The organism is Streptomyces thermodiastaticus (assembly GCF_014656135.1).
Classification (GTDB): Bacteria; Actinomycetota; Actinomycetes; order Streptomycetales; family Streptomycetaceae; genus Streptomyces; species Streptomyces thermodiastaticus.
The window spans coordinates 25,379-41,990 of sequence record NZ_BNBV01000006.1 but is presented as its reverse complement, the minus strand read 5'-3'; the positions used below and the strand labels follow the sequence as shown (position 1 = coordinate 41,990).

Annotated in this window: 16 protein-coding genes; 6 read left to right on the top strand and 10 right to left on the bottom strand. The window is 71.8% G+C overall.

The annotated features are described in order from the left end of the window. Positions 1-6: 6 nt before the first annotated feature. The 5 genes from IE286_RS08085 to IE286_RS08065 form a co-directional block, all read right to left on the bottom strand. On the bottom strand, positions 7-615 hold the full coding sequence (locus IE286_RS08085) for an alkaline shock response membrane anchor protein AmaP (RefSeq protein ID WP_189795936.1): 609 nt from the start codon (positions 613-615) through the stop codon (positions 7-9). A 30-nt stretch (positions 616-645) separates the two neighbouring features. Further along, the gene (locus tag IE286_RS08080; RefSeq protein ID WP_229862085.1) at positions 646-1,305 is read right to left on the bottom strand and encodes a DUF6286 domain-containing protein; all 660 of its coding nucleotides are present in this window, start codon (positions 1,303-1,305) and stop codon (positions 646-648) included. A gap of 52 nt (positions 1,306-1,357) precedes the next feature. Next, positions 1,358-1,762, bottom strand: coding sequence for an Asp23/Gls24 family envelope stress response protein (locus IE286_RS08075; RefSeq protein WP_189795935.1), 405 nt, complete (start codon positions 1,760-1,762; stop codon positions 1,358-1,360). Beyond that, entirely contained in the window at positions 1,759-1,926 is a 168-nt protein-coding gene (locus IE286_RS08070; protein WP_189795934.1) for a hypothetical protein, read from the bottom strand. Before IE286_RS08070 ends, IE286_RS08075 begins: the two co-directional genes overlap by 4 nt. Positions 1,927-2,023: 97 nt before the next feature. Beyond that, positions 2,024-2,512 carry an Asp23/Gls24 family envelope stress response protein gene (locus IE286_RS08065; RefSeq protein ID WP_189796088.1) on the bottom strand — a complete coding sequence of 163 codons (489 nt, stop codon included), beginning with the start codon at positions 2,510-2,512 and terminating at the stop codon, positions 2,024-2,026. Between the two features lie 155 nt (positions 2,513-2,667). Between IE286_RS08065 and IE286_RS08060 the strand changes: the two genes are divergently transcribed. The 4 genes from IE286_RS08060 to IE286_RS08045 all read left to right on the top strand — a co-directional run bounded on the left by IE286_RS08060 (position 2,668) and on the right by IE286_RS08045 (position 5,552). Beyond that, positions 2,668-3,258, top strand: coding sequence for an RNA polymerase sigma factor (locus IE286_RS08060; RefSeq protein WP_189795933.1), 591 nt, complete (start codon positions 2,668-2,670; stop codon positions 3,256-3,258). Further along, positions 3,249-3,917 (top strand): Asp23/Gls24 family envelope stress response protein, encoded by a 669-nt coding sequence (locus tag IE286_RS08055; RefSeq protein ID WP_189795932.1) that lies wholly within the window; start codon positions 3,249-3,251, stop codon positions 3,915-3,917. Before IE286_RS08060 ends, IE286_RS08055 begins: the two co-directional genes overlap by 10 nt. Continuing rightward, positions 3,917-4,294: an Asp23/Gls24 family envelope stress response protein gene (locus tag IE286_RS08050; RefSeq protein ID WP_189795931.1), complete on the top strand. Its 378-nt coding sequence runs from the start codon at positions 3,917-3,919 to the stop codon at positions 4,292-4,294. The genes IE286_RS08055 and IE286_RS08050 overlap by 1 nt, the downstream gene beginning before the upstream one ends. A 232-nt stretch (positions 4,295-4,526) precedes the next feature. Beyond that, positions 4,527-5,552: an AI-2E family transporter gene (locus tag IE286_RS08045; protein ID WP_189795930.1), complete on the top strand. Its 1,026-nt coding sequence runs from the start codon at positions 4,527-4,529 to the stop codon at positions 5,550-5,552. A gap of 82 nt (positions 5,553-5,634) precedes the next feature. Here the strand turns inward: IE286_RS08045 and IE286_RS08040 are convergent, their stop codons facing one another. Further along, positions 5,635-7,797 carry an ATP-binding SpoIIE family protein phosphatase gene (locus tag IE286_RS08040; RefSeq protein WP_189795929.1) on the bottom strand — a complete coding sequence of 721 codons (2,163 nt, stop codon included), beginning with the start codon at positions 7,795-7,797 and terminating at the stop codon, positions 5,635-5,637. A gap of 252 nt (positions 7,798-8,049) precedes the next feature. Between IE286_RS08040 and aspS the strand changes: the two genes are divergently transcribed. Further along, positions 8,050-9,813: an aspartate--tRNA ligase gene (gene aspS / locus IE286_RS08035; RefSeq protein ID WP_189795928.1), complete on the top strand. Its 1,764-nt coding sequence runs from the start codon at positions 8,050-8,052 to the stop codon at positions 9,811-9,813. 765 nt (positions 9,814-10,578) lie between these two features. Continuing rightward, entirely contained in the window at positions 10,579-10,734 is a 156-nt protein-coding gene (locus IE286_RS08030; RefSeq protein WP_189795927.1) for a hypothetical protein, read from the top strand. 180 nt (positions 10,735-10,914) lie between these two features. Here the strand turns inward: IE286_RS08030 and metG are convergent, their stop codons facing one another. The 4 genes from metG to IE286_RS08010 form a co-directional block, all read right to left on the bottom strand. Beyond that, positions 10,915-12,531 (bottom strand): methionine--tRNA ligase, encoded by a 1,617-nt coding sequence (gene metG, locus IE286_RS08025; protein ID WP_189795926.1) that lies wholly within the window; start codon positions 12,529-12,531, stop codon positions 10,915-10,917. A 154-nt stretch (positions 12,532-12,685) separates the two neighbouring features. Further along, the gene (locus tag IE286_RS08020; protein WP_189795925.1) at positions 12,686-14,551 is read right to left on the bottom strand and encodes a VWA domain-containing protein; all 1,866 of its coding nucleotides are present in this window, start codon (positions 14,549-14,551) and stop codon (positions 12,686-12,688) included. A 114-nt stretch (positions 14,552-14,665) separates the two neighbouring features. Then, entirely contained in the window at positions 14,666-15,658 is a 993-nt protein-coding gene (locus IE286_RS08015; RefSeq protein WP_229862128.1) for an endonuclease/exonuclease/phosphatase family protein, read from the bottom strand. A 44-nt stretch (positions 15,659-15,702) separates the two neighbouring features. After that, entirely contained in the window at positions 15,703-16,506 is an 804-nt protein-coding gene (locus IE286_RS08010) for an alpha/beta fold hydrolase (RefSeq protein WP_189795924.1), read from the bottom strand. Positions 16,507-16,612 lie beyond the last annotated feature (106 nt).

Below are 16,612 nucleotides of genomic sequence, written 5' to 3'. Positions count from 1 at the left end.
GAGCTCTCACTTCACGCGGTGTGCTCGGTGGCGCCTGGCCTGCAGGCGGACCTCGGTGGGCGGGTCCGGAAGGCCGGTGCACCGGCGGGCGGTGCTGAGCGGGCCGGCGCAGAGCGCAGTGAGAGTGGCGCCGGGCGCGCCCTCGGGAGTGAGGGTGAGCCTGATGCGGGTGCGGTGCTGGGCTGGTCGGCCGGTGATGCGTACGGCCGCATCGTCGACACCCGGCAGGGCACCGGCCTCGGCCGCGATCGCGTCGCTGAGTGCGCGGTCGCGCAGTTCGACGCCGTCCGGCGGGGGTGTGCCGCCGACCGGCAGGGAACCGGGGCGGCGTCGGCGCAGCTGGGCGAGCAGCCACCACAAGGCGAGCAGGGCGGTGAGGACGAGGGCGGCGATGACCGCGGGCCACCACCACCAGCCCTGGCTGCTCCAGCGTGCCCGGTCGGCGGAACCGAGCAGGACGTCGGCCGGGGTGGTCAGGGGCCAGCCGGCGGGCGGGACCAGACCGTGCCACCGGTAGACATCGAGCCCGGCGAAGAAGATCAGCAGTCCGCCGCCGAGCAGAACCAGTCCGGCGAGGGCCAGAAGGCTGCGGTTGAGTGCGGATCGCGGTGACATGGTGCGGGCTCCCGGTGATGCGGTTGTCGGTCAGTCGGTGCGTTGCCGCACTCGTACGACGATGCGAGGTGGACGAGCGAGTGCCAGCTGGTCGCATTCCTCGCCGAGGACGGCAGTGAGGTCGTCCTTCACCCGCTGGGGGTCGCGGAAGCGGACGTCCGCGCGGGCTTTGATGCGGTGGCGGCCCACCAGGACGCGCGCCGCGCCGACTCCGGGGACCCGCAGGGCGGCGTCCCGCAGCAGAACGGCGGCGCCCTCGCGGTCCAGGAAGGCACGCAGCCGGGGGCAGCCGGCGGGGGAGCGCAGGGGCAGCCAGCGGCGTCGACCGGGGGTGAGGGCCAAGACGATCAGCCAGACGCCGACGGCGGCGGCCACGGCGGCTCCCGTCAGCATCCACACGTCGTCCACCGGGCGGGTGGCCAGTTCGTCGGCCAGATGCCGTCTCCAGAAGGCCGCCGGGCGTCCGGCCCGTACGGCGATGACGTCCACCAGCGCCGCGACCGCGGCCACGAGGATCACCGCGGCGACCAGTGCCGCCGTGATGCGACGCGGGGACCACGTGCGGTGGGTTCGGTGCCCTCGGCCGGGCCCACCGGGTGCGAGCGGGGAGGTGGCCTGCGCCGGCGGCACGGCACCCGGGTGCGCGGACGGCGCGCCGCTGCGGCCCGGAGGAGTGGAACCGGGTGTCATCGCGTTCGTCCTTCCTCCACGGCGTGCTGTGCGACCCGGACCGCGTGGCCGCTCACCGGATCCGTCCCCGGCTCGCGTCGGCGGTCACCAGTCGCCGGACGGTGAGGAGGACCTCTTCCACCCGCAGCCCGGTCAGCTGGGCGACCCGTTCGGCGACGTCCCGCTGGATCCGCTCGCAGACGCGGGGGATGTCGGTGGGGTAGGGCAGGTCCATGGTCAGATGCAGGCGCACCGACCCGGTACGGACGGCGGCGGAGGCACTCGGCGACGTCGGTCCGCCGCGGTCGGACGGTACGGCAGCGCGCCGTGACTGGGCCGTACGTGCGGCCTGGGCGGCGATACGGGCGACCACCCTGTCCGGGATGACAGTGGCGCCCCGCTCGGCCGGAGGCGGCAGCGCGGCGGCCGGCGCCGGCGGGCCGGGCCCCTCGCCCGGCGGAGCGGGCCGGGTCCTCACCGTTGCCTCCGGGCCCGAACGTCGAGGTCGCCCTGTACGAAGAGGCCGACGATCAGCCCCACCGCACCCAGCACCAGCACCAGCAAAAAGGCCCAGAAGCCGCCGAAGTAACCGGCGAAGCCCAGGGCCATACCGGCTGCGAGGCCCGTCGTTGCTGTGTTCATCTCGCACTCACCCGTCTAGGTCGCACTGGCCTGCATCGCGTACGCGTATGTCACCGTGCGCGCGATCACCCACGCCCGCTCCGGGCGCGGCGGTAGCTCACCTCACGCGGCCCTCGTCCGGTTCCACCTCTTCCTCCCCCTCGGGCAGGTGGACGTCGTCGACGGCGATGTTCACCTCGACGACCTCCAGGCCCGTCATCCGCTCCACGGCACTGATGACGTTCGTGCGCACGTCGCCGGCGACGTCGACGATGGAGACGCCGTACTCGACGACGACGTCCAGGTCCACGGCTGCCTGCCGCTCCCCGACCTCGACCTTCACTCCTCGCGTGACGGGCGCGCCTCCCCCTGCGCCGGGAACGCGTTCTCGCATGCCGCCGAAGGCGCGTGCCATCCCCGTTCCCAGGCTGTGGATGCCCGGTACCTCGCGGGTCGCCATGCCCGCGATCTTGGCCACCACACCGTCCGCGATGGTGGTCTTCCCCCGTGTCTCGGCCGGAGCCCCGGCTCCGGTGCGGCCCTTGAGCGCGCTCACGTCCGCCTCGGGCCGGCTGCCCCCGCCTACGCTCGTGATGTTGTCCGTCATGGCGGTCGCCTCGATCGGTCGCTCAGACACCGGTGCGGTGCCCCTCACAGACTTGGACATCCCGGGCGCCGTGTTCCTCACATCCCTGATGTGTGATGTGCATCACATGCGAGTTCTCGGGTACGCGTACGGTCCGAGCCGTCTGTGAGGCTGCCATGATCGACACCGCTGTTGCCTTGTCGCCGGGCCGTAACCTGGGGGGACGCGACCTGCCGGACGGTCTGCTGGCTGTGCGGGCGGCCGAGGGGGACGAGGAAGCCTTCGCCGTTCTCGTCCAGCGGCACGGCCGCCCCCTCCTCGACCTGGCTCGCTGCATGCTCGGCAATCCTCAGGACGCCGAGGAGGCGGTGCAGGACGCCTTCGTCAGTGCCTGGCGGCGACTGCCGGAATACCGCCACAGCGCGGAGTTCCATACCTGGATGCACCGGATCACCGTCAACCGCTGTCTGACCATGCGACATCGCCGGCCGCCACCCCTGTCGCTGGACACCGTCGCCGAGCCCGCGGCGACGGACGCCTGGGGCCAGCCGGCCCGGTCCGCCGAGCAGAAGGCGGCCACCGCCGCCCTGGTGCGAGCACTCGGCGAACTCGACACCGGGCAGCGACTCTGCTGGATCCTGCGGGAGGTGCAGGGCTTGTCCTACAAGCAGATCTCCCATGTGACGCGGAGCAGCGAACAGGCGGTGCGCGGCAGACTGTTCAGGGCACGCCGATCCCTGCAGGAGGCGATGGGCCCATGGCGGTAGACGAATCGCACGCGCCCCCTCCCGAATCCCTCGGAGCCGACGGGACCGGTCCGAAGCCGGGTGCCGCCGATGTCCCCTCGTTCGCGGATGACGTGGTCACGCCCTGCGGCCGGCTGCTCAGCCGGATCTGGGAACAGGCCCGCGACACGGCGCAGGCCGCAGACCCGCACATCTCCTCCTGCCCGCACTGCCGCGAGGCCGCCGAGGGACTGTCCGCGGTGACCGCGGCCTCCCAGGCGCTCCGCACCGGGGACAGGCCCGGCCTTGAGGCACTCGCCGACCGCGTCATGAACATCGTCAGGGCAGAGGTACGGCTCGGGCGGCTGCTGCCCCTGGCCGACCCGGACCGGGCGTTGCGCATCGCCGAGAGCGCCGCGGCGAAGGTCCTCCGGCAGGCCGCCGACAGGGTCCCCGGTGCCAGGGCCGCGGCCTGCCGGTTCGTACCCGTCGGTGACGGCGTGGACCTGCGGGTGACCATGACGTTGGCCGCCGCCCTGGACCGCCCGCTGCCCGACCGGATCCACCAGGTTCGCCGCTCGGTCCTCCGCTCGGCAGGTCAGGACCTGGGCCTCGCCGTGACGGCCGTCGACATCACCGTGGTCGACGTCCTGGAGCAGGAGCCGCCCTGCCGTCCCGGCCTCACGCCCGGAGGTGCGTGATGACTGTCGACCGCACCACCACGCTCCTCGACACCGCGGCCGAGGCGGCTCTGGCGGTTCCCGGCGTGGCGGCCCTGCAACCTCGTCGCTCCCCTCGCACGGCGGCAGCCGTCGCATCCACCGGGACGGACGCCACGCCAAAGGGCACGCGCGAGTCGGGCATTCGCGCCGACCGGTCGCCGGACGGTCCGGGCTGGCGCATCGAGGTCCGCTGCATCCTGTCGTTCGAGGGCCGGCGAGCGCTGGAGATCGCCCAGAACGTCCACGACCGGGTGAGGGCCGCCGTCATCTCCCGCCTCGCCGCTCTCGATGCCGTGGAGCGGGTCACCGTCGAGGTCACCGTGACCGGTGTCGTCACCCGGTACGACCTGACGTGAGTCCCGGTGACCGGCCCAGCTCGGGCATACCACCACGGCCCGTTCATGATCAACACCAAGGAAGAGCTCGTGCGGCCCTTAGAGGACAGCCTGAAGGGCCGGCCGGCACGGTCCCGGCCGGCCACGGCATGACGGACAGCGGCCCGCAGGACTGATCTCGTCCTCGGCCGGTCTCACCCGGGCGGGCCGTCCGCGCAGGACAGCCCGCCCCCGGGCGTGATCCGCTGGAGACGTGCACCTGCTGCCCGAGTCCGTCCGCCGCTTCGCCGCCTGGTGTGCCGTCGCGCTGCTGGTCTCCGGGGTGGTGTGGATCGTGGTGAAGGTGTGCGTCATCTTCCGTACGACCGTCACACCGATCCTGCTGGCGCTGCTCGGGACCGCGCTGCTGCGGCCGCTGTACCGGCGGCTGGTGCGGACCCGGATCAACCGTTCGGTGGCGGCCGGCATCACCTGTGCCGCCGTCCTGCTCGCCGTCGGCGGCGTCGGCTACATCGTGGCGCTCGCGCTGATCGAGAGCGGGCCGCAGATCGTGTCCTCGCTGGAGCGTGCCGCCCGGTCGCTCGCCGGGTACTTCGGGGCCGCCGGGACCTCCCTGAAGGACCTGGCCTCCCACGCCCGGCAGCTGCTGTCGAAGTTCGGCGGCACCGCCCTGTCCAACATCATCAGCGGTGTCAGCGTGCTCGCCGAGTACATCGCCATGGCCGTCCTGGCGCTGCTGCTGGTGTTCTTCTTCCTGCGCGACTCCCCCCGGATCCTGCGCGGCCTGCGGGCCCTCGCCCCGGGCGACAGCGCGGACACCGTCGAGGCCGTGGCCCGGCGGGCCTTCGCGGCCGTCGAGGGCTTCATGCGCGGCACCACCGTCATCGCGCTCATCGACGCGGTGTGCATCACCGTCGGCCTGCTCCTGCTGTCCGTGCCCGGCGCCCTCGGCCTGGGCGCGCTGGTCTTCGTCGGCGCCTACATCCCCTACTTGGGCGCGTTCATCTCGGGGGCGCTGTCCGTGCTGGTCGCGCTCGCCGACCGCGGGTTCGTGGTGGCGCTGTGGGTGCTCGGCGTGGTGCTGGCCGTGCAGGTGCTGGAGGGCCATGTGCTCCAGCCGCTGATCCAGAGCCGTACCGTGCAGATGCACCCGGCGGCGATCCTGCTGGCGCTCACCGCCGGCGCGTCGGTCGCGGGGATCGTCGGCCTGCTGCTGGCGGTGCCGCTGACCGCGGCGGCCTTCGGCATCGTGCACGAGCTGCGCGACCGCCACTCGTGAGGCGGCCATCCTGCCTGCCCCGGCCGCCGTGGACGGGCCGCAGCCAGGTCCGTGAGGCCGACCGGACGCCGACGAGGCGGCCCTATGTCTTCTCGTGCAGCTCGAACCAGATGCTCTTGCCCACCCCGCGCGGCTCGACGCCCCATTCGTCCGCCAGCAGCTCGATCAGCACCAGGCCGCGGCCGTGCGAGGCCAGCTCCCCGGGCCGGCGCCGGTGCGGCAGGTCCTCGCCGGCGTCGGTGACCTCCACCCGGATCCGCCGCTCGCCCTTCTCCCCGCCCACCTCGGCCAGCACCAGCGCGTCGGTGTCGGTGTGCACCAGCACATTGGCCAGCATCTCCGACATCAGCAGCACCGCCGAGTCCACCTGCTCCTCGGACGGCCAGTCGTGCAGCAGCTCCCGCAGCTGCTGCCGGGCCACCGCGATCCGCTCCGGCTCGGCCTGGGCGACGGTCAGCAGGGTGCGCCGCAGCTCCGGGCGGACGGGGCCGCCGCCGGGATGCCGGGCCAGCAGCAGCACGGCGATGTCGTCCTCGCGGCGGTCGGCCAGCGGGCCGGTGGTGTGGTGCGAACTCGGCCCGTGCACCCCCTGCACCAGCGCGTCGGCCAGCTCCTCGATGCCGCCCTTGTGCCGCTCCAGGATCGTCCGGATCCGCTGCCAGCCGGTGTCCAGGTCGTGCCCGCCGGTCTCGATCAGGCCGTCGGTGCAGATCATCATGATCTCGCCCGGCTGCAGCACGAACCGCGTGGTGGGGTAGTCGGCGTCCGGATCGACCCCCAGCGGCAGACCGCCCGCCGTCGGACGGAACAGCACCGTGCCGTCCGCCATCCGGATCATCGGGTCCGGGTGCCCGGCACGGGCGATCTCCAGCACGCCGGTGCGCGGATCGACCTCGGCGTACAGGCAGGTCGCGAAGCGCAGGTCGAGGGCGTTCCCGTGCTCGCCCCCGAAGCCGCTGCGGGTGTCGCTGCCGAGGATGCCGTGCAGGAACCGGGACGCACGGGAGAGCACCGCGTCGGGACGGTGGCCCTCGGCGGCGTAGGCCCGCAGCGCGATCCGCAGCTGGCCCATCAGTCCCGCGGCGCGCACGTCGTGGCCCTGGACGTCCCCCATCACCAGCGCGAACCGGCCCACCGTCCCGGCCTTCCTCACGCAGGCCGCGGACGGGCTGCCGGGCAGCGGGATCATGTCGTACCAGTCGCCGCCGACCTGCAGTCCGCCGCCGGTGGGGATGTAGCGGGCGGCCAGCTCCATGCCGGGGACCTCGGGCCCCAGCGTCGGCATCATCGAGCGCTGGAGTCCCTCGCTCAGCTCCCGCTCGGTCTCGGCGGTCCCGGCCCGCGACAGCGCCTGGGCGAGCATGCGGGCCACCGTGGTCAGCACCGAGCGCTCGTCCGGGGTGAAGGCGACCGGATGGCTGAACGCCGCCATCCAGGCGCCCATGGTCCGGCCCGACGCGGTCAGCGGCAGATACGCCCAGCACCGGCGGTTGAACCGCTCGGCCAGCGGCCAGGTCAGCGGATAGCGGGACTGGTACTCCTCGGGCGAGGAGATGTACACCGCCCGCCCGGTGCGCACCACCTCGGCGGCCGGATAGCCCGTCTCCAGCGGCATCCGCTCGAACGAGTCCTCGTCGCCGGGCTTCTGCCCGTAGTGGCCGATCATGGTCAGGTGGTCGCCCTCCACGCCGAACACGGCCAGGCCGCTGGGCGAGAACCCGGGCATCGACAGCCCGGCCGCGACCCGCAGCACCTCCGCAGTGGACCGGGCCTCGGCCAGCGCACGGCCCGCGTCCAGCAGGAACGCCTCACGGGAGCGCCGCCAGTCACCGGTGACCGCGTGGCTACGCCCGGCCGGGGAACCAGGGGTGGGCTCGGCGACCTCCTGCAGGGTGCCGGTCAGCGTGTAGCCCTTCCGCTCCTCCTGCACGACCGGCCGGGAGCGGCTGCGCACCACACGGATGACCCGGCTTTCCTCGTCCATGACGCGGAAACGCACCTCGGCCAGGGTGTGCTCGGCGGCGGCGAGCCGCACCACGCCGGTGATCTCGTTCCAGTCGACCGGGTGGATCCGGGCGCGCACCTCGGCCCCGGTCAGGGTGGCCGGTTCGGCGGGCAGCCCCATGAGGCGTGCCGTCTCGGCATCGACGGAGACCTGCCCGGTGGCCGTGTCCCAGTGCCACAGCCCGGTCGCAAGTGAGGCGAGGACGTCCCCCACGGCGGGCAGGGGCTCACCAGTGCGCATTTCTCAACTGTAGGAACAGGGCCGCGTACGCTGCCACTGAAGCCGGACGGCCTTGCGGGCCGCGTGGACGGGGAGCCGGGCCGCGCGCGGACGGGGAACCGGGCGGCGGGGTGCGGACCGGCGGCGGCGCGCCCCCGGGAACGGAAACAGGGGCGAGTCGACCGTGGGGCGGCCGGTACCCTTGGTAGGTCCGGGCCGGTGGCGTGCAGGCGCCCCGGTGGTCCCTGATCCGCGAAGACTGGATGAACGACGATGCATCGGTACAGGTCCCACACCTGCGGGCAGCTCCGCGCCTCTGACGTCGGCACCGGCGTCCGGCTCAGTGGCTGGCTGCACAATCGGCGCGACCTGGGCGGCATCCTCTTCATCGATCTGCGCGACCACTACGGCATCACGCAGCTCGTCGCCCGCCCCGGCACCCCCGCCTACGAGGCCCTGGACAAGCTCTCCAAGGAGACCGTGATCCGCGTCGACGGCACGGTGGTTTCACGTGGAACCGAGAACGTGAACCCGGACCTGCCGACCGGTGAGATCGAGATCGAGGTCGGCGAGGTCGAGGTGCTGGGCGCCGCCGCCCCGCTGCCCTTCACGATCAACAGCGAGGACGGGGTCAACGAGGAGCGGCGCCTGGAGTACCGCTTCCTGGACCTGCGCCGCGAGCGCATGCACCGCAACATCATGCTGCGTACCCAGGTCATCTCGGCGATCCGCCGCAAGATGGTCGAGATGGGCTTCAACGAGATGGCGACGCCGATCCTGTCCGCCACCTCGCCCGAGGGCGCGCGCGACTTCGTGGTGCCCTCGCGTCTGCACCCCGGCAAGTTCTACGCGCTGCCGCAGGCCCCGCAGCAGTTCAAGCAGCTGCTGATGATCTCGGGCTTCGACCGCTACTTCCAGATCGCGCCCTGCTTCCGTGACGAGGACGCCCGCGCCGACCGCTCGCCCGGCGAGTTCTACCAGCTCGACGTCGAGATGAGCTTCGTCGAGCAGGAGGACGTCTTCCAGCCGATCGAGAAGCTGATGACCGAACTCTTCGAGGAGTTCGGCGGCGGGCGCCACGTCACCTCGCCGTTCCCGCGCATCCCGTACCGCGAGGCGATGCTCAAGTACGGCTCCGACAAGCCGGACCTGCGCGCCAAGCTGGAGCTGGTCGACATCACCGACCTCTTCGAGAACTCGGAGTTCAAGGCGTTCGCCGGCAAGCACGTGCGCGCCCTGCCGGTTCCGGCGGTCCAGGACCAGCCGCGCAAGTTCTTCGACCAGCTGGGCGACTACGCTGTGTCGCTGGGCGCCAAGGGCCTGGCCTGGGTGCGTGTCGGCGAGGACGGCTCGCTGAGCGGCCCGATCGCGAAGTTCCTCACCGAGGACAACGTCGCCGAGCTGACCAAGCGCCTGTCGCTGGCCCCGGGCCACGCGGTGTTCTTCGGCGCCGGCGAGTTCGACGAGGTCTCGAAGATCATGGGCGCGGTGCGCGTCGAGGCCGCGCGCCGGGCCGGTCACTTCGAGGAGAACGTCTTCCGCTTCTGCTGGATCGTCGACTTCCCGATGTACGAGAAGGACGAGGAGACCGGGCAGATCGATTTCTCCCACAACCCCTTCTCCATGCCGCAGGGCGGCCTGGAGGCGCTGGAGACCCAGGACCCGCTGGACATCCTCGGCTGGCAGTACGACATCGTCTGCAACGGTGTCGAGCTGTCCTCCGGCGCGATCCGGAACCACGAGCCGGAGATCATGCTGAAGGCTTTCGAGATCGCCGGCTACGACCGGGACACCGTCGAGGAGAAGTTCGCCGGTATGCTCCGCGCGTTCCGCTTCGGCGCCCCGCCGCACGGTGGCATCGCCCCCGGCGTCGACCGCATCGTCATGCTGCTGGCAGACGAGCCCAACATCCGCGAGACCATCGCCTTCCCGCTCAACGGCAACGCCCAGGACCTGATGATGGGCGCCCCCACCGAGCTGGAGGAGTCCCGCCTGCGGGAGCTGCACCTGTCGGTGCGCAAGCCGCAGCCGAAGTAAGTCCCGAGCCGGACTGTGCCGCCGGGGCGGGAAGCGAGCGCGCTTCCCGCCCCGGCGGCGTTTGCCCACTGGGTGAGGACGTCGGTCGGCTCGCACTTCTCGTACGGTGCGCACGGTGTCCCCACGCCGCGCTGAGGAGTCCTTCTCTTCCCGGCCTCTTCCTTTTCCCGGCGAGTGCCCGTTCCTTTTCCCGGGGGGTGCCCGCCCTCTCATCCGGACTCGTCGTTCTCGGCGCGGCAGTCGTGGCAGCGGCCGGGGGCCGGGGCGCGGAAGGCGCGGTCGCAGCCCTCGCAGGTCTGGAAGGGGTGGCGCGGCTCGGGAGCCGGAGCAGCGCACACAAGAGCAGTCCGCACAAGCCCCCGGTCGTCACGGCCTCCTGGACCGGTGACGAAGACCCCGAAACCTTCAGCGAGCCCCGTACGCCATGGCCGGCAGCTTCGAGGACCTGTTGAAGGGTGAAGGCCGGAGTCTCGCGTTCGTGGCAAGTCTCTGCCTCATGGCTTGGGGCACAGTCGAGATGTCATGCCGGATTCCGCTCAGCAAGGTGAGGACTTTTGCGCCCGCGCACTCTGCGCCTCGACGCCACGGGCCTCACCCTCAGCGATCCGTCGGGCGAACAGCACTTCCCTGGACATCGATCAGGAAGATGTCCATGCACCATGTCGAGCGCCTCTGCCATTGGGCCCCCTCGCCCTTCACATCAAGCTGGAAGAGTCCTCCGAGCAAGCGGCCCAGCTGGTCCGGCCCGCCGGATGGCCCCTGTCCGTGTCTCCTCCAGAAGCGTGCCGGCAGCCTCCCCGCACCCAGTCCTTCGAATGGGTGCCCGTGTGTGTCCTCGGACCGCTGACCACTCCCGACAAGACCGAGCTGCAGAACGCCGTCACCACCTACCTCGACGAGCCGCTGAAAGACATCTGGTGACCCTCGCGGGCCGGCTGACGCGCCTGCAGGTTTCACGCTGGAATCCCTCGTTGGGCGGGTTTCGTGGTGTATGTGGCCGGGAGCTGATCAACGCGGGGGCACGATGCATGGACCAGGCGGGGCCCGGGAGGCGGACGTTCGTCTCCCGGGCCCCGGTTGTCGTGTGCGTGCGGGCGCCGCTTACGCGGCCGACTTTTCCTCCAGGCGCGGGAAGAGGACCGCGCCCTTGGTGACCGTCGAACCGGCGGGGAGCTTGCCCCACTCGCCGGCCTCCTGGATCCGCTGGTCGGCGAGGGCGCCCAGGGATGCCTCGGCACCCAGGGACTCCCACAGCTTCCGCGAGGTCTCCGGCATGACCGGGTTGAGCAGGACGGCGACCGCGCGCAGGGACTCCGCGGCGGTGTAGAGGATCGTCGCCAGGCGGGCCTTGCCCTCCGGCGAGCCGTCCTTGGCCACCTTCCACGGCTCCTGCTCGGTGATGTAGCCGTTGACCTGCTTGATGAAGTCGAAGACGGCCAGGATGCCGCCCTGGAAGTCCAGCTCCTCGCCGATCTTCCGGTCGGCCTCGGCGACCGCCTTGGCCAGGCCCTCGTGGATCGCCTTCTCGGCGTCGCTGTCGGCCGTCGCCTCGGGCAGGCTGCCGCCGAAGTACTTGCCGACCATGGCGGCCACGCGGGAGGCGAGGTTGCCGTAGTCGTTGGCCAGCTCGGAGGTGTACCGGGCGGAGAAGTCCTCCCAGGAGAAGGAGCCGTCCTGGCCGAAGGCGATCGCCCGCAGGAAGTACCAGCGGTAGGCGTCCACGCCGAAGTGCGAGGTGAGGTCCTGCGGCTTGATGCCGGTCAGGTTCGACTTCGACATCTTCTCGCCGCCGACCATCAGCCAGCCGTTCGCGGCGATCTTCTTCGGCAGCGGCAGGCCCTGCGCCATCAGCATGGCCGGCCAGATCACCGCGTGGAAGCGCAGGATGTCCTTGCCGACCAGGTGCACGTCGGCCGGGAAGGTGGACTCGAACTTCTCCGGGTTCTCGTTGTAGCCGACCGCCGTGGCGTAGTTCAGCAGCGCGTCGACCCACACGTAGATCACGTGCTTGGGGTCCCACGGGATCGGGATGCCCCAGTCGAAGGTCGAGCGGGAGATCGACAAATCCTGCAGGCCCTGGCGGACGAAGTTGACCACCTCGTTGCGGGCGGACTCGGGCTGGATGAAGTCCGGGTTCGCCTCGTAGTGGGCGAGCAGCTTGTCGCCGTAGGCGCTCAGCTTGAAGAAGTAGTTCTCCTCGCTGAGGATCTCCACCGGCTTCTTGTGGATCGGGCACAGCTTCTGGCCGGCGTACTCGCCCTCGCCGTCGAGCAGCTCGCCGGGGAGCTTGTACTCCTCGCAGCCCACGCAGTACGGGCCCTCGTAGCCGCCCTTGTAGATCTCGCCCTTGTCGTACAGGTCCTGCACGAACTCCTGGACGCGGTCGGTGTGCCGCTTCTGCGTGGTGCGGATGAAGTCGTCGTTCGCGATCTGGAGGTGTTCCCAGAGAGGCTGCCAGGCCTCCGTGACGAGTTTGTCCGCCCACTGCTGGGGCGTCACCCCGTTCGCGTCGGCCGTGCGCATGATCTTCTGACCGTGCTCGTCCGTGCCGGTGAGGTACCACACCTTCTCGCCGCGCTGACGGTGCCAGCGCGTGAGCACGTCCCCTGCGACGGTCGTGTAGGCGTGGCCCAGGTGAGGAGCGTCGTTGACGTAGTAGATGGGGGTGGAGACGTAGAACGCCTTCCCCGCCTGCTTCTCGGATCCAGTGGCCGCCATGGGCGAAATCCTACTGGTCCCGTGAAGATCGACTCACATGCTTTTCGGGGGGTGGACGGCCGTGTACGGCGTCCACCCCCCCCTGCTACGGCCTGCCCACGCAAGCCCTGGTCACGGGACCGGTCACGGCGGGTACCGGCCGGTCACGGGTCCGTCACGGGCGCCAGGCGGCCAGGACGCCCTCGTACAGCTGCTTGTCGGTCAGCTCACGCGGGGCGGGACCGGCGTGGAAGAAGGACGTGTTGCCCGTCTTGAGCCGCCGCAGGTAGTCGAAGGCCTTGTTGTCGTTTTCACCGAAGGCGACGAAGGCGAAGAACAGGGAGGGGTGGTTCTTCGCCGCGTCGGCGAGGGACCGGGTGGCGGGGGTCTTCGAGTCCGGCGCGCCGTCCGTCTGGAAGATCACCAGAGCGGGGGCCGAGGGATCCTCGGACTTCTGGTGCTCGGCGATCACGTCCGCCACGGCCGTGTGGTAGCTGGTGCGGCCCATGCGCCCGAGCGTCGGGTGCACCTTGTCGATCTTGTTCTCGTGGTCGGTGAGGGTGATCGTGGTGGTGCCGTCGACCGCCGTGGAGAAGAACGTGACGTGGACCGTGGCCTCGGGGTCGAGGTGCGCGGCGAGCGCGAGCGCCTGGTCGGCGAGGGTCTGCGCGGAGCCGTCCTTGTAGTAGGGGCGCATGCTCGCGGATCGGTCGAGGACGAGGTACACCTTCGCGCGGGTCCCGGTCAGGCCCTGCTTCTTGAGTGTGGCGGTGGCCGCCTTGTAGGCGGTGGCCAGCCCCGGCGCACGGCGCTTGACCCGGGCGAGGGACACGGCGGGCTTGCGGGGAGTTTCGGCCTCGGGTGCGGGGGCCGGGGCGGGTTCTTCGGTGGTCGGGGCGGTCTCCAAGGTGGGTGCGGGTTCGGGTGCGGCAGTGGCTTCGGGTGCGGGCGCCGGTGCCGGTTCCTCGGTGGCCGGCTTCTCCGTGGAGGGTGCCTCGGCGTCCGTTTCCTCGGTGGCGGGCGTGACGGCAACGGCGTCGTCGGCAGCCGGGGTGCCGGTGGCCGTGTCGCCGGTGGTGTCCTTGCCGGACGCCGTGTCGTCGCTGGCGAGCGCGGTGTCGTCGCGGGTGGGCGCCGTGTCGTCGCGGGTGGGCGCGGTGTCGGCGGTGTCCTTGTCGGCAGCCGGGGTGGTGACGGCCGTGGTGGGGGCGGTCTCCTCGGTGGTGGCCTTGCCGGTCGCCACTTCCTCGGTGGCCGGGGTGTCATCGGTGGCGGCCAAGGTGCCGGTTGCTGTGGCGCCCTCGGCCGTGTGGTCGACGGACGGGGCATCATCGGCGGCGGGCTCGTCGGCCGGTGCCTGACCGGCGGTGGGTTCCTCGGGCTTCGTCTCGTCGGCGGCCGGTTCCTCGGGCTTCGTCTCGTCGGCGGCCGGTTCCTCGGGCTTCGTCTCGTCGGCGGCCGGGTCCTCGGGCTTCGTCTCGTCGGCGGTGGGCCTGCCGGTCACCGGCTCCTCGGACACCGACGTCCCGGCCGGTTCTTCGGCGACTGGCCCGTCGTTCGCCACCTCGTCCGGCGCCTGGTCCGTCACTTTGTCCGCCGCCGGCTTCTCGGTGGCCGTGTCGTCCGTGGTGCCCTCGGGTGCCGTTGCCTCGGCGGCCGTGGTGCCGGCAGCCGGCTCGCCGGCCGGTTCCTTCCCGGCGGACGGCTCCGGCGCCGACGGCTCCTCCTGCCGCGGTGCGTCCACGGGACGGGACGGCTTGGGGACCTTGACCTTGCCGAAGGCGGCGGTGACCAGTTCGTGCTCCTCGCGCTCCACGGCCGGCGAGGTGCGGGGGTCGGGCACATGGGGCGTGTCCGGGGACGCGGTGTCCGTGGTGGTGGCGGTGTCGGCGGCCGGGGACGGGACCTGGGCTTCCGGCTGCTCCGCGGCATCCGTGGTCGGGGGCGCCTGCTGGGTTTGCGTCTGTTCCGCACCCTCTGCCGCGGCCGTACGCCCCTTGCGCCGGCCGAACACGTTCCGCAGGCGAGTGAGAATGCCCATGTGCGCACCCCTTGCTGAGTTGTTCCCGTCGATCTCTGGCCAGGACGGACACGTAAGGTTAGCGGCCTTTCGCGGCGATCCCGGGCAGGGGCGAAGGGCGCTGGACGAGCCGTGTCAAGGGCGTCCGGAGGCCGCCCTGGGCGCGTACAGCGTGAGGTGGGCCAGCACGGCACGGTGGTCGGTGCCGGACAGGTGCGGGAAGCGTACGCGAGTCGCGGCGAAGCGGTCCGCGGAGACCAGGATGTGATCGATCTGGACGCCCAGGGCGGGGGTGGTGCGGGCGGGCCAGGTCGGGGTGCGGTCGGCGGTGAGACGGGCCGCGTCCTGCAGGCCGGTGTCGAGGATGCGGCGGAAGGCGGCGTGGTCCTGAGAGGCGTTGAAGTCGCCCGCGAGGATCGTGGGAGTGTGCGGGGCGGCCGCGGCGAAGGCGCGCAGCCGGGACAGTTCACGGCGCCAGAGGGCGACCTGGCCGGGCAGCGGAGGCACGGGGTGGGCCAGCTGGAGACGTACCGGGTGCCCGCGCACGTCGGCGATCGCGCCGGGCATGCCCATGGTGCCGGGGACGCCCTCCGTGCCCCGCAGCGCGTAGGTGCTGAGGATGAGGGAGCCGCGCGAACCGGATGCGGCCACGGCCTGGTGGTACGGGTAGGCCGCGCCGACCTCCTCCAGCAGGGTCGCCCGGCAGTGCTCCTCGCACTCCGCCACGAAGACGACGGCCGGATGCTCGGCGCGGACGACCGGCACCAGGGCGTCGGCGGCACGGCCGAACTCGACGTTCGCGCTCAGGACCCGCAGGCCGGCGACCGGGGTACCGGTGAGCGTGCGGTCCTTGCCGTACGGCTCGATGTACCAGGCCAGCAGGCCGAGAAGCGCCACGCCCCACACGGCTCCGGGCAGCCAGCGGCCGCGCAGGGTCAGGGCCAGGCCGAGGCCGGTGGGCACGAGCAGCCACGGCAGGAAGGCGAGCAGCTGCGGGACGGGGGTGATGCCGTCGGTGCCGGCGACCCGGCAGCCGACGACCACGCTCACCACGGCGAACAGCAGCCCGGCGCACCAGACCGCGCCGCGCCTGCGGCGCCGGCGCGGTCGCCGTGCGGCGTCGTCCAGCTCGTCGTCCAGATCGTCCCGGGGCGTGGCCACGGCACAGGCGCCTACGAGGCCCGGTCGAGCCGCTCCAGGAACGCGCCGAGAACGCGGTTGAACTCGTCCGGGCGCTCCAGGTTGGGCATGTGGGCCGCACCCTCGACGACATGGAGCGTGGAGTCGGGCAGTGCCCGGTGCATCTCCTCGGCGTCCGTGACGGGGGTGTAGGTGTCCTCGGCGCCCACGACGACGAGGGCGGGCACGCTGACACGGGTCAGCAGCTCCCGGTAGTCGGGGCGTTCGGCCCGGCCGCGCAGGGCCGCCGCGGCGCCCTCGGGTGCGGTGGCGGTCATCATCCGGTGGACGTGCTCCTTGACCCGGGGGTCGGCATCGGGGAGAACCATCCGGTCCAGCATCTCGTCGGCGTAGCCCCGCATGCCTTCGCGCAGCAGACGGTCCGCCATCGCGTTGCGCGCCCGCTTGCCCTCGTCCGTCTCCGGGGCGGCGAAGGTGTCCGCCAGGACCAGGCCGGCGATGCGCTGCGGGAACTGCCGGTAGCACTCCATCGCGATCTGTCCGCCCATCGACAGCCCGGCCAGGACGAAGGTGTCCACCTTCAGCTCGTCCAGCAGCTCCTCGATGTCCTGGGCGAACCGGGCCAGCGAGGTGATGCCGGAAGTCACCGGCGAGGCGCCGTAGCCGCGCAGGTCGGGGGCGACGACCCGGCGCGCCGGGGCGAAGGCCGCGAGCTGCGGGGCCCACATCGTGCGGTCGAAGGGGTGCCCGTGGATCAGGACCAGCGGCAGCGGGGGCGGCGAGGACGGCGACCGGCTTTCACCGCCTTCGTCCTCGTATGCGAGTAACGGTGCCATGGCAGAGACCCTAGGCGGGCCCAACTGCGGTGTGCAACAGGGTGTTCGCGCTCGGTACAGCCGCTGCGGTGCCGCTGTCCCGCTGTCCGCGGTGCCGCTGTCCCGC

What these genes read in the sequence shown, in the direction of transcription:
- IE286_RS08070 (WP_189795934.1), bottom strand. Translation starts at nt 1,926, where the DNA reads ATGAACACAGCAACGACGGGCCTCGCAGCCGGTATGGCCCTGGGCTTC.
- IE286_RS08060 (WP_189795933.1), top strand. Translation starts at nt 2,668, where the DNA reads ATGATCGACACCGCTGTTGCCTTGTCGCCGGGCCGTAACCTGGGGGGA.
- IE286_RS08050 (WP_189795931.1), top strand. Translation starts at nt 3,917, where the DNA reads ATGACTGTCGACCGCACCACCACGCTCCTCGACACCGCGGCCGAGGCG.
- IE286_RS08085 (WP_189795936.1), bottom strand. Translation starts at nt 615, where the DNA reads ATGTCACCGCGATCCGCACTCAACCGCAGCCTTCTGGCCCTCGCCGGA.
- IE286_RS08010 (WP_189795924.1), bottom strand. Translation starts at nt 16,506, where the DNA reads ATGGCACCGTTACTCGCATACGAGGACGAAGGCGGTGAAAGCCGGTCG.
- metG (WP_189795926.1), bottom strand. Translation starts at nt 12,531, where the DNA reads ATGGCGGCCACTGGATCCGAGAAGCAGGCGGGGAAGGCGTTCTACGTC.
- IE286_RS08065 (WP_189796088.1), bottom strand. Translation starts at nt 2,512, where the DNA reads ATGACGGACAACATCACGAGCGTAGGCGGGGGCAGCCGGCCCGAGGCG.
- aspS (WP_189795928.1), top strand. Translation starts at nt 8,050, where the DNA reads ATGCATCGGTACAGGTCCCACACCTGCGGGCAGCTCCGCGCCTCTGAC.
- IE286_RS08020 (WP_189795925.1), bottom strand. Translation starts at nt 14,551, where the DNA reads ATGGGCATTCTCACTCGCCTGCGGAACGTGTTCGGCCGGCGCAAGGGG.
- IE286_RS08040 (WP_189795929.1), bottom strand. Translation starts at nt 7,797, where the DNA reads ATGCGCACTGGTGAGCCCCTGCCCGCCGTGGGGGACGTCCTCGCCTCA.
- IE286_RS08055 (WP_189795932.1), top strand. Translation starts at nt 3,249, where the DNA reads ATGGCGGTAGACGAATCGCACGCGCCCCCTCCCGAATCCCTCGGAGCC.
- IE286_RS08080 (WP_229862085.1), bottom strand. Translation starts at nt 1,305, where the DNA reads ATGACACCCGGTTCCACTCCTCCGGGCCGCAGCGGCGCGCCGTCCGCG.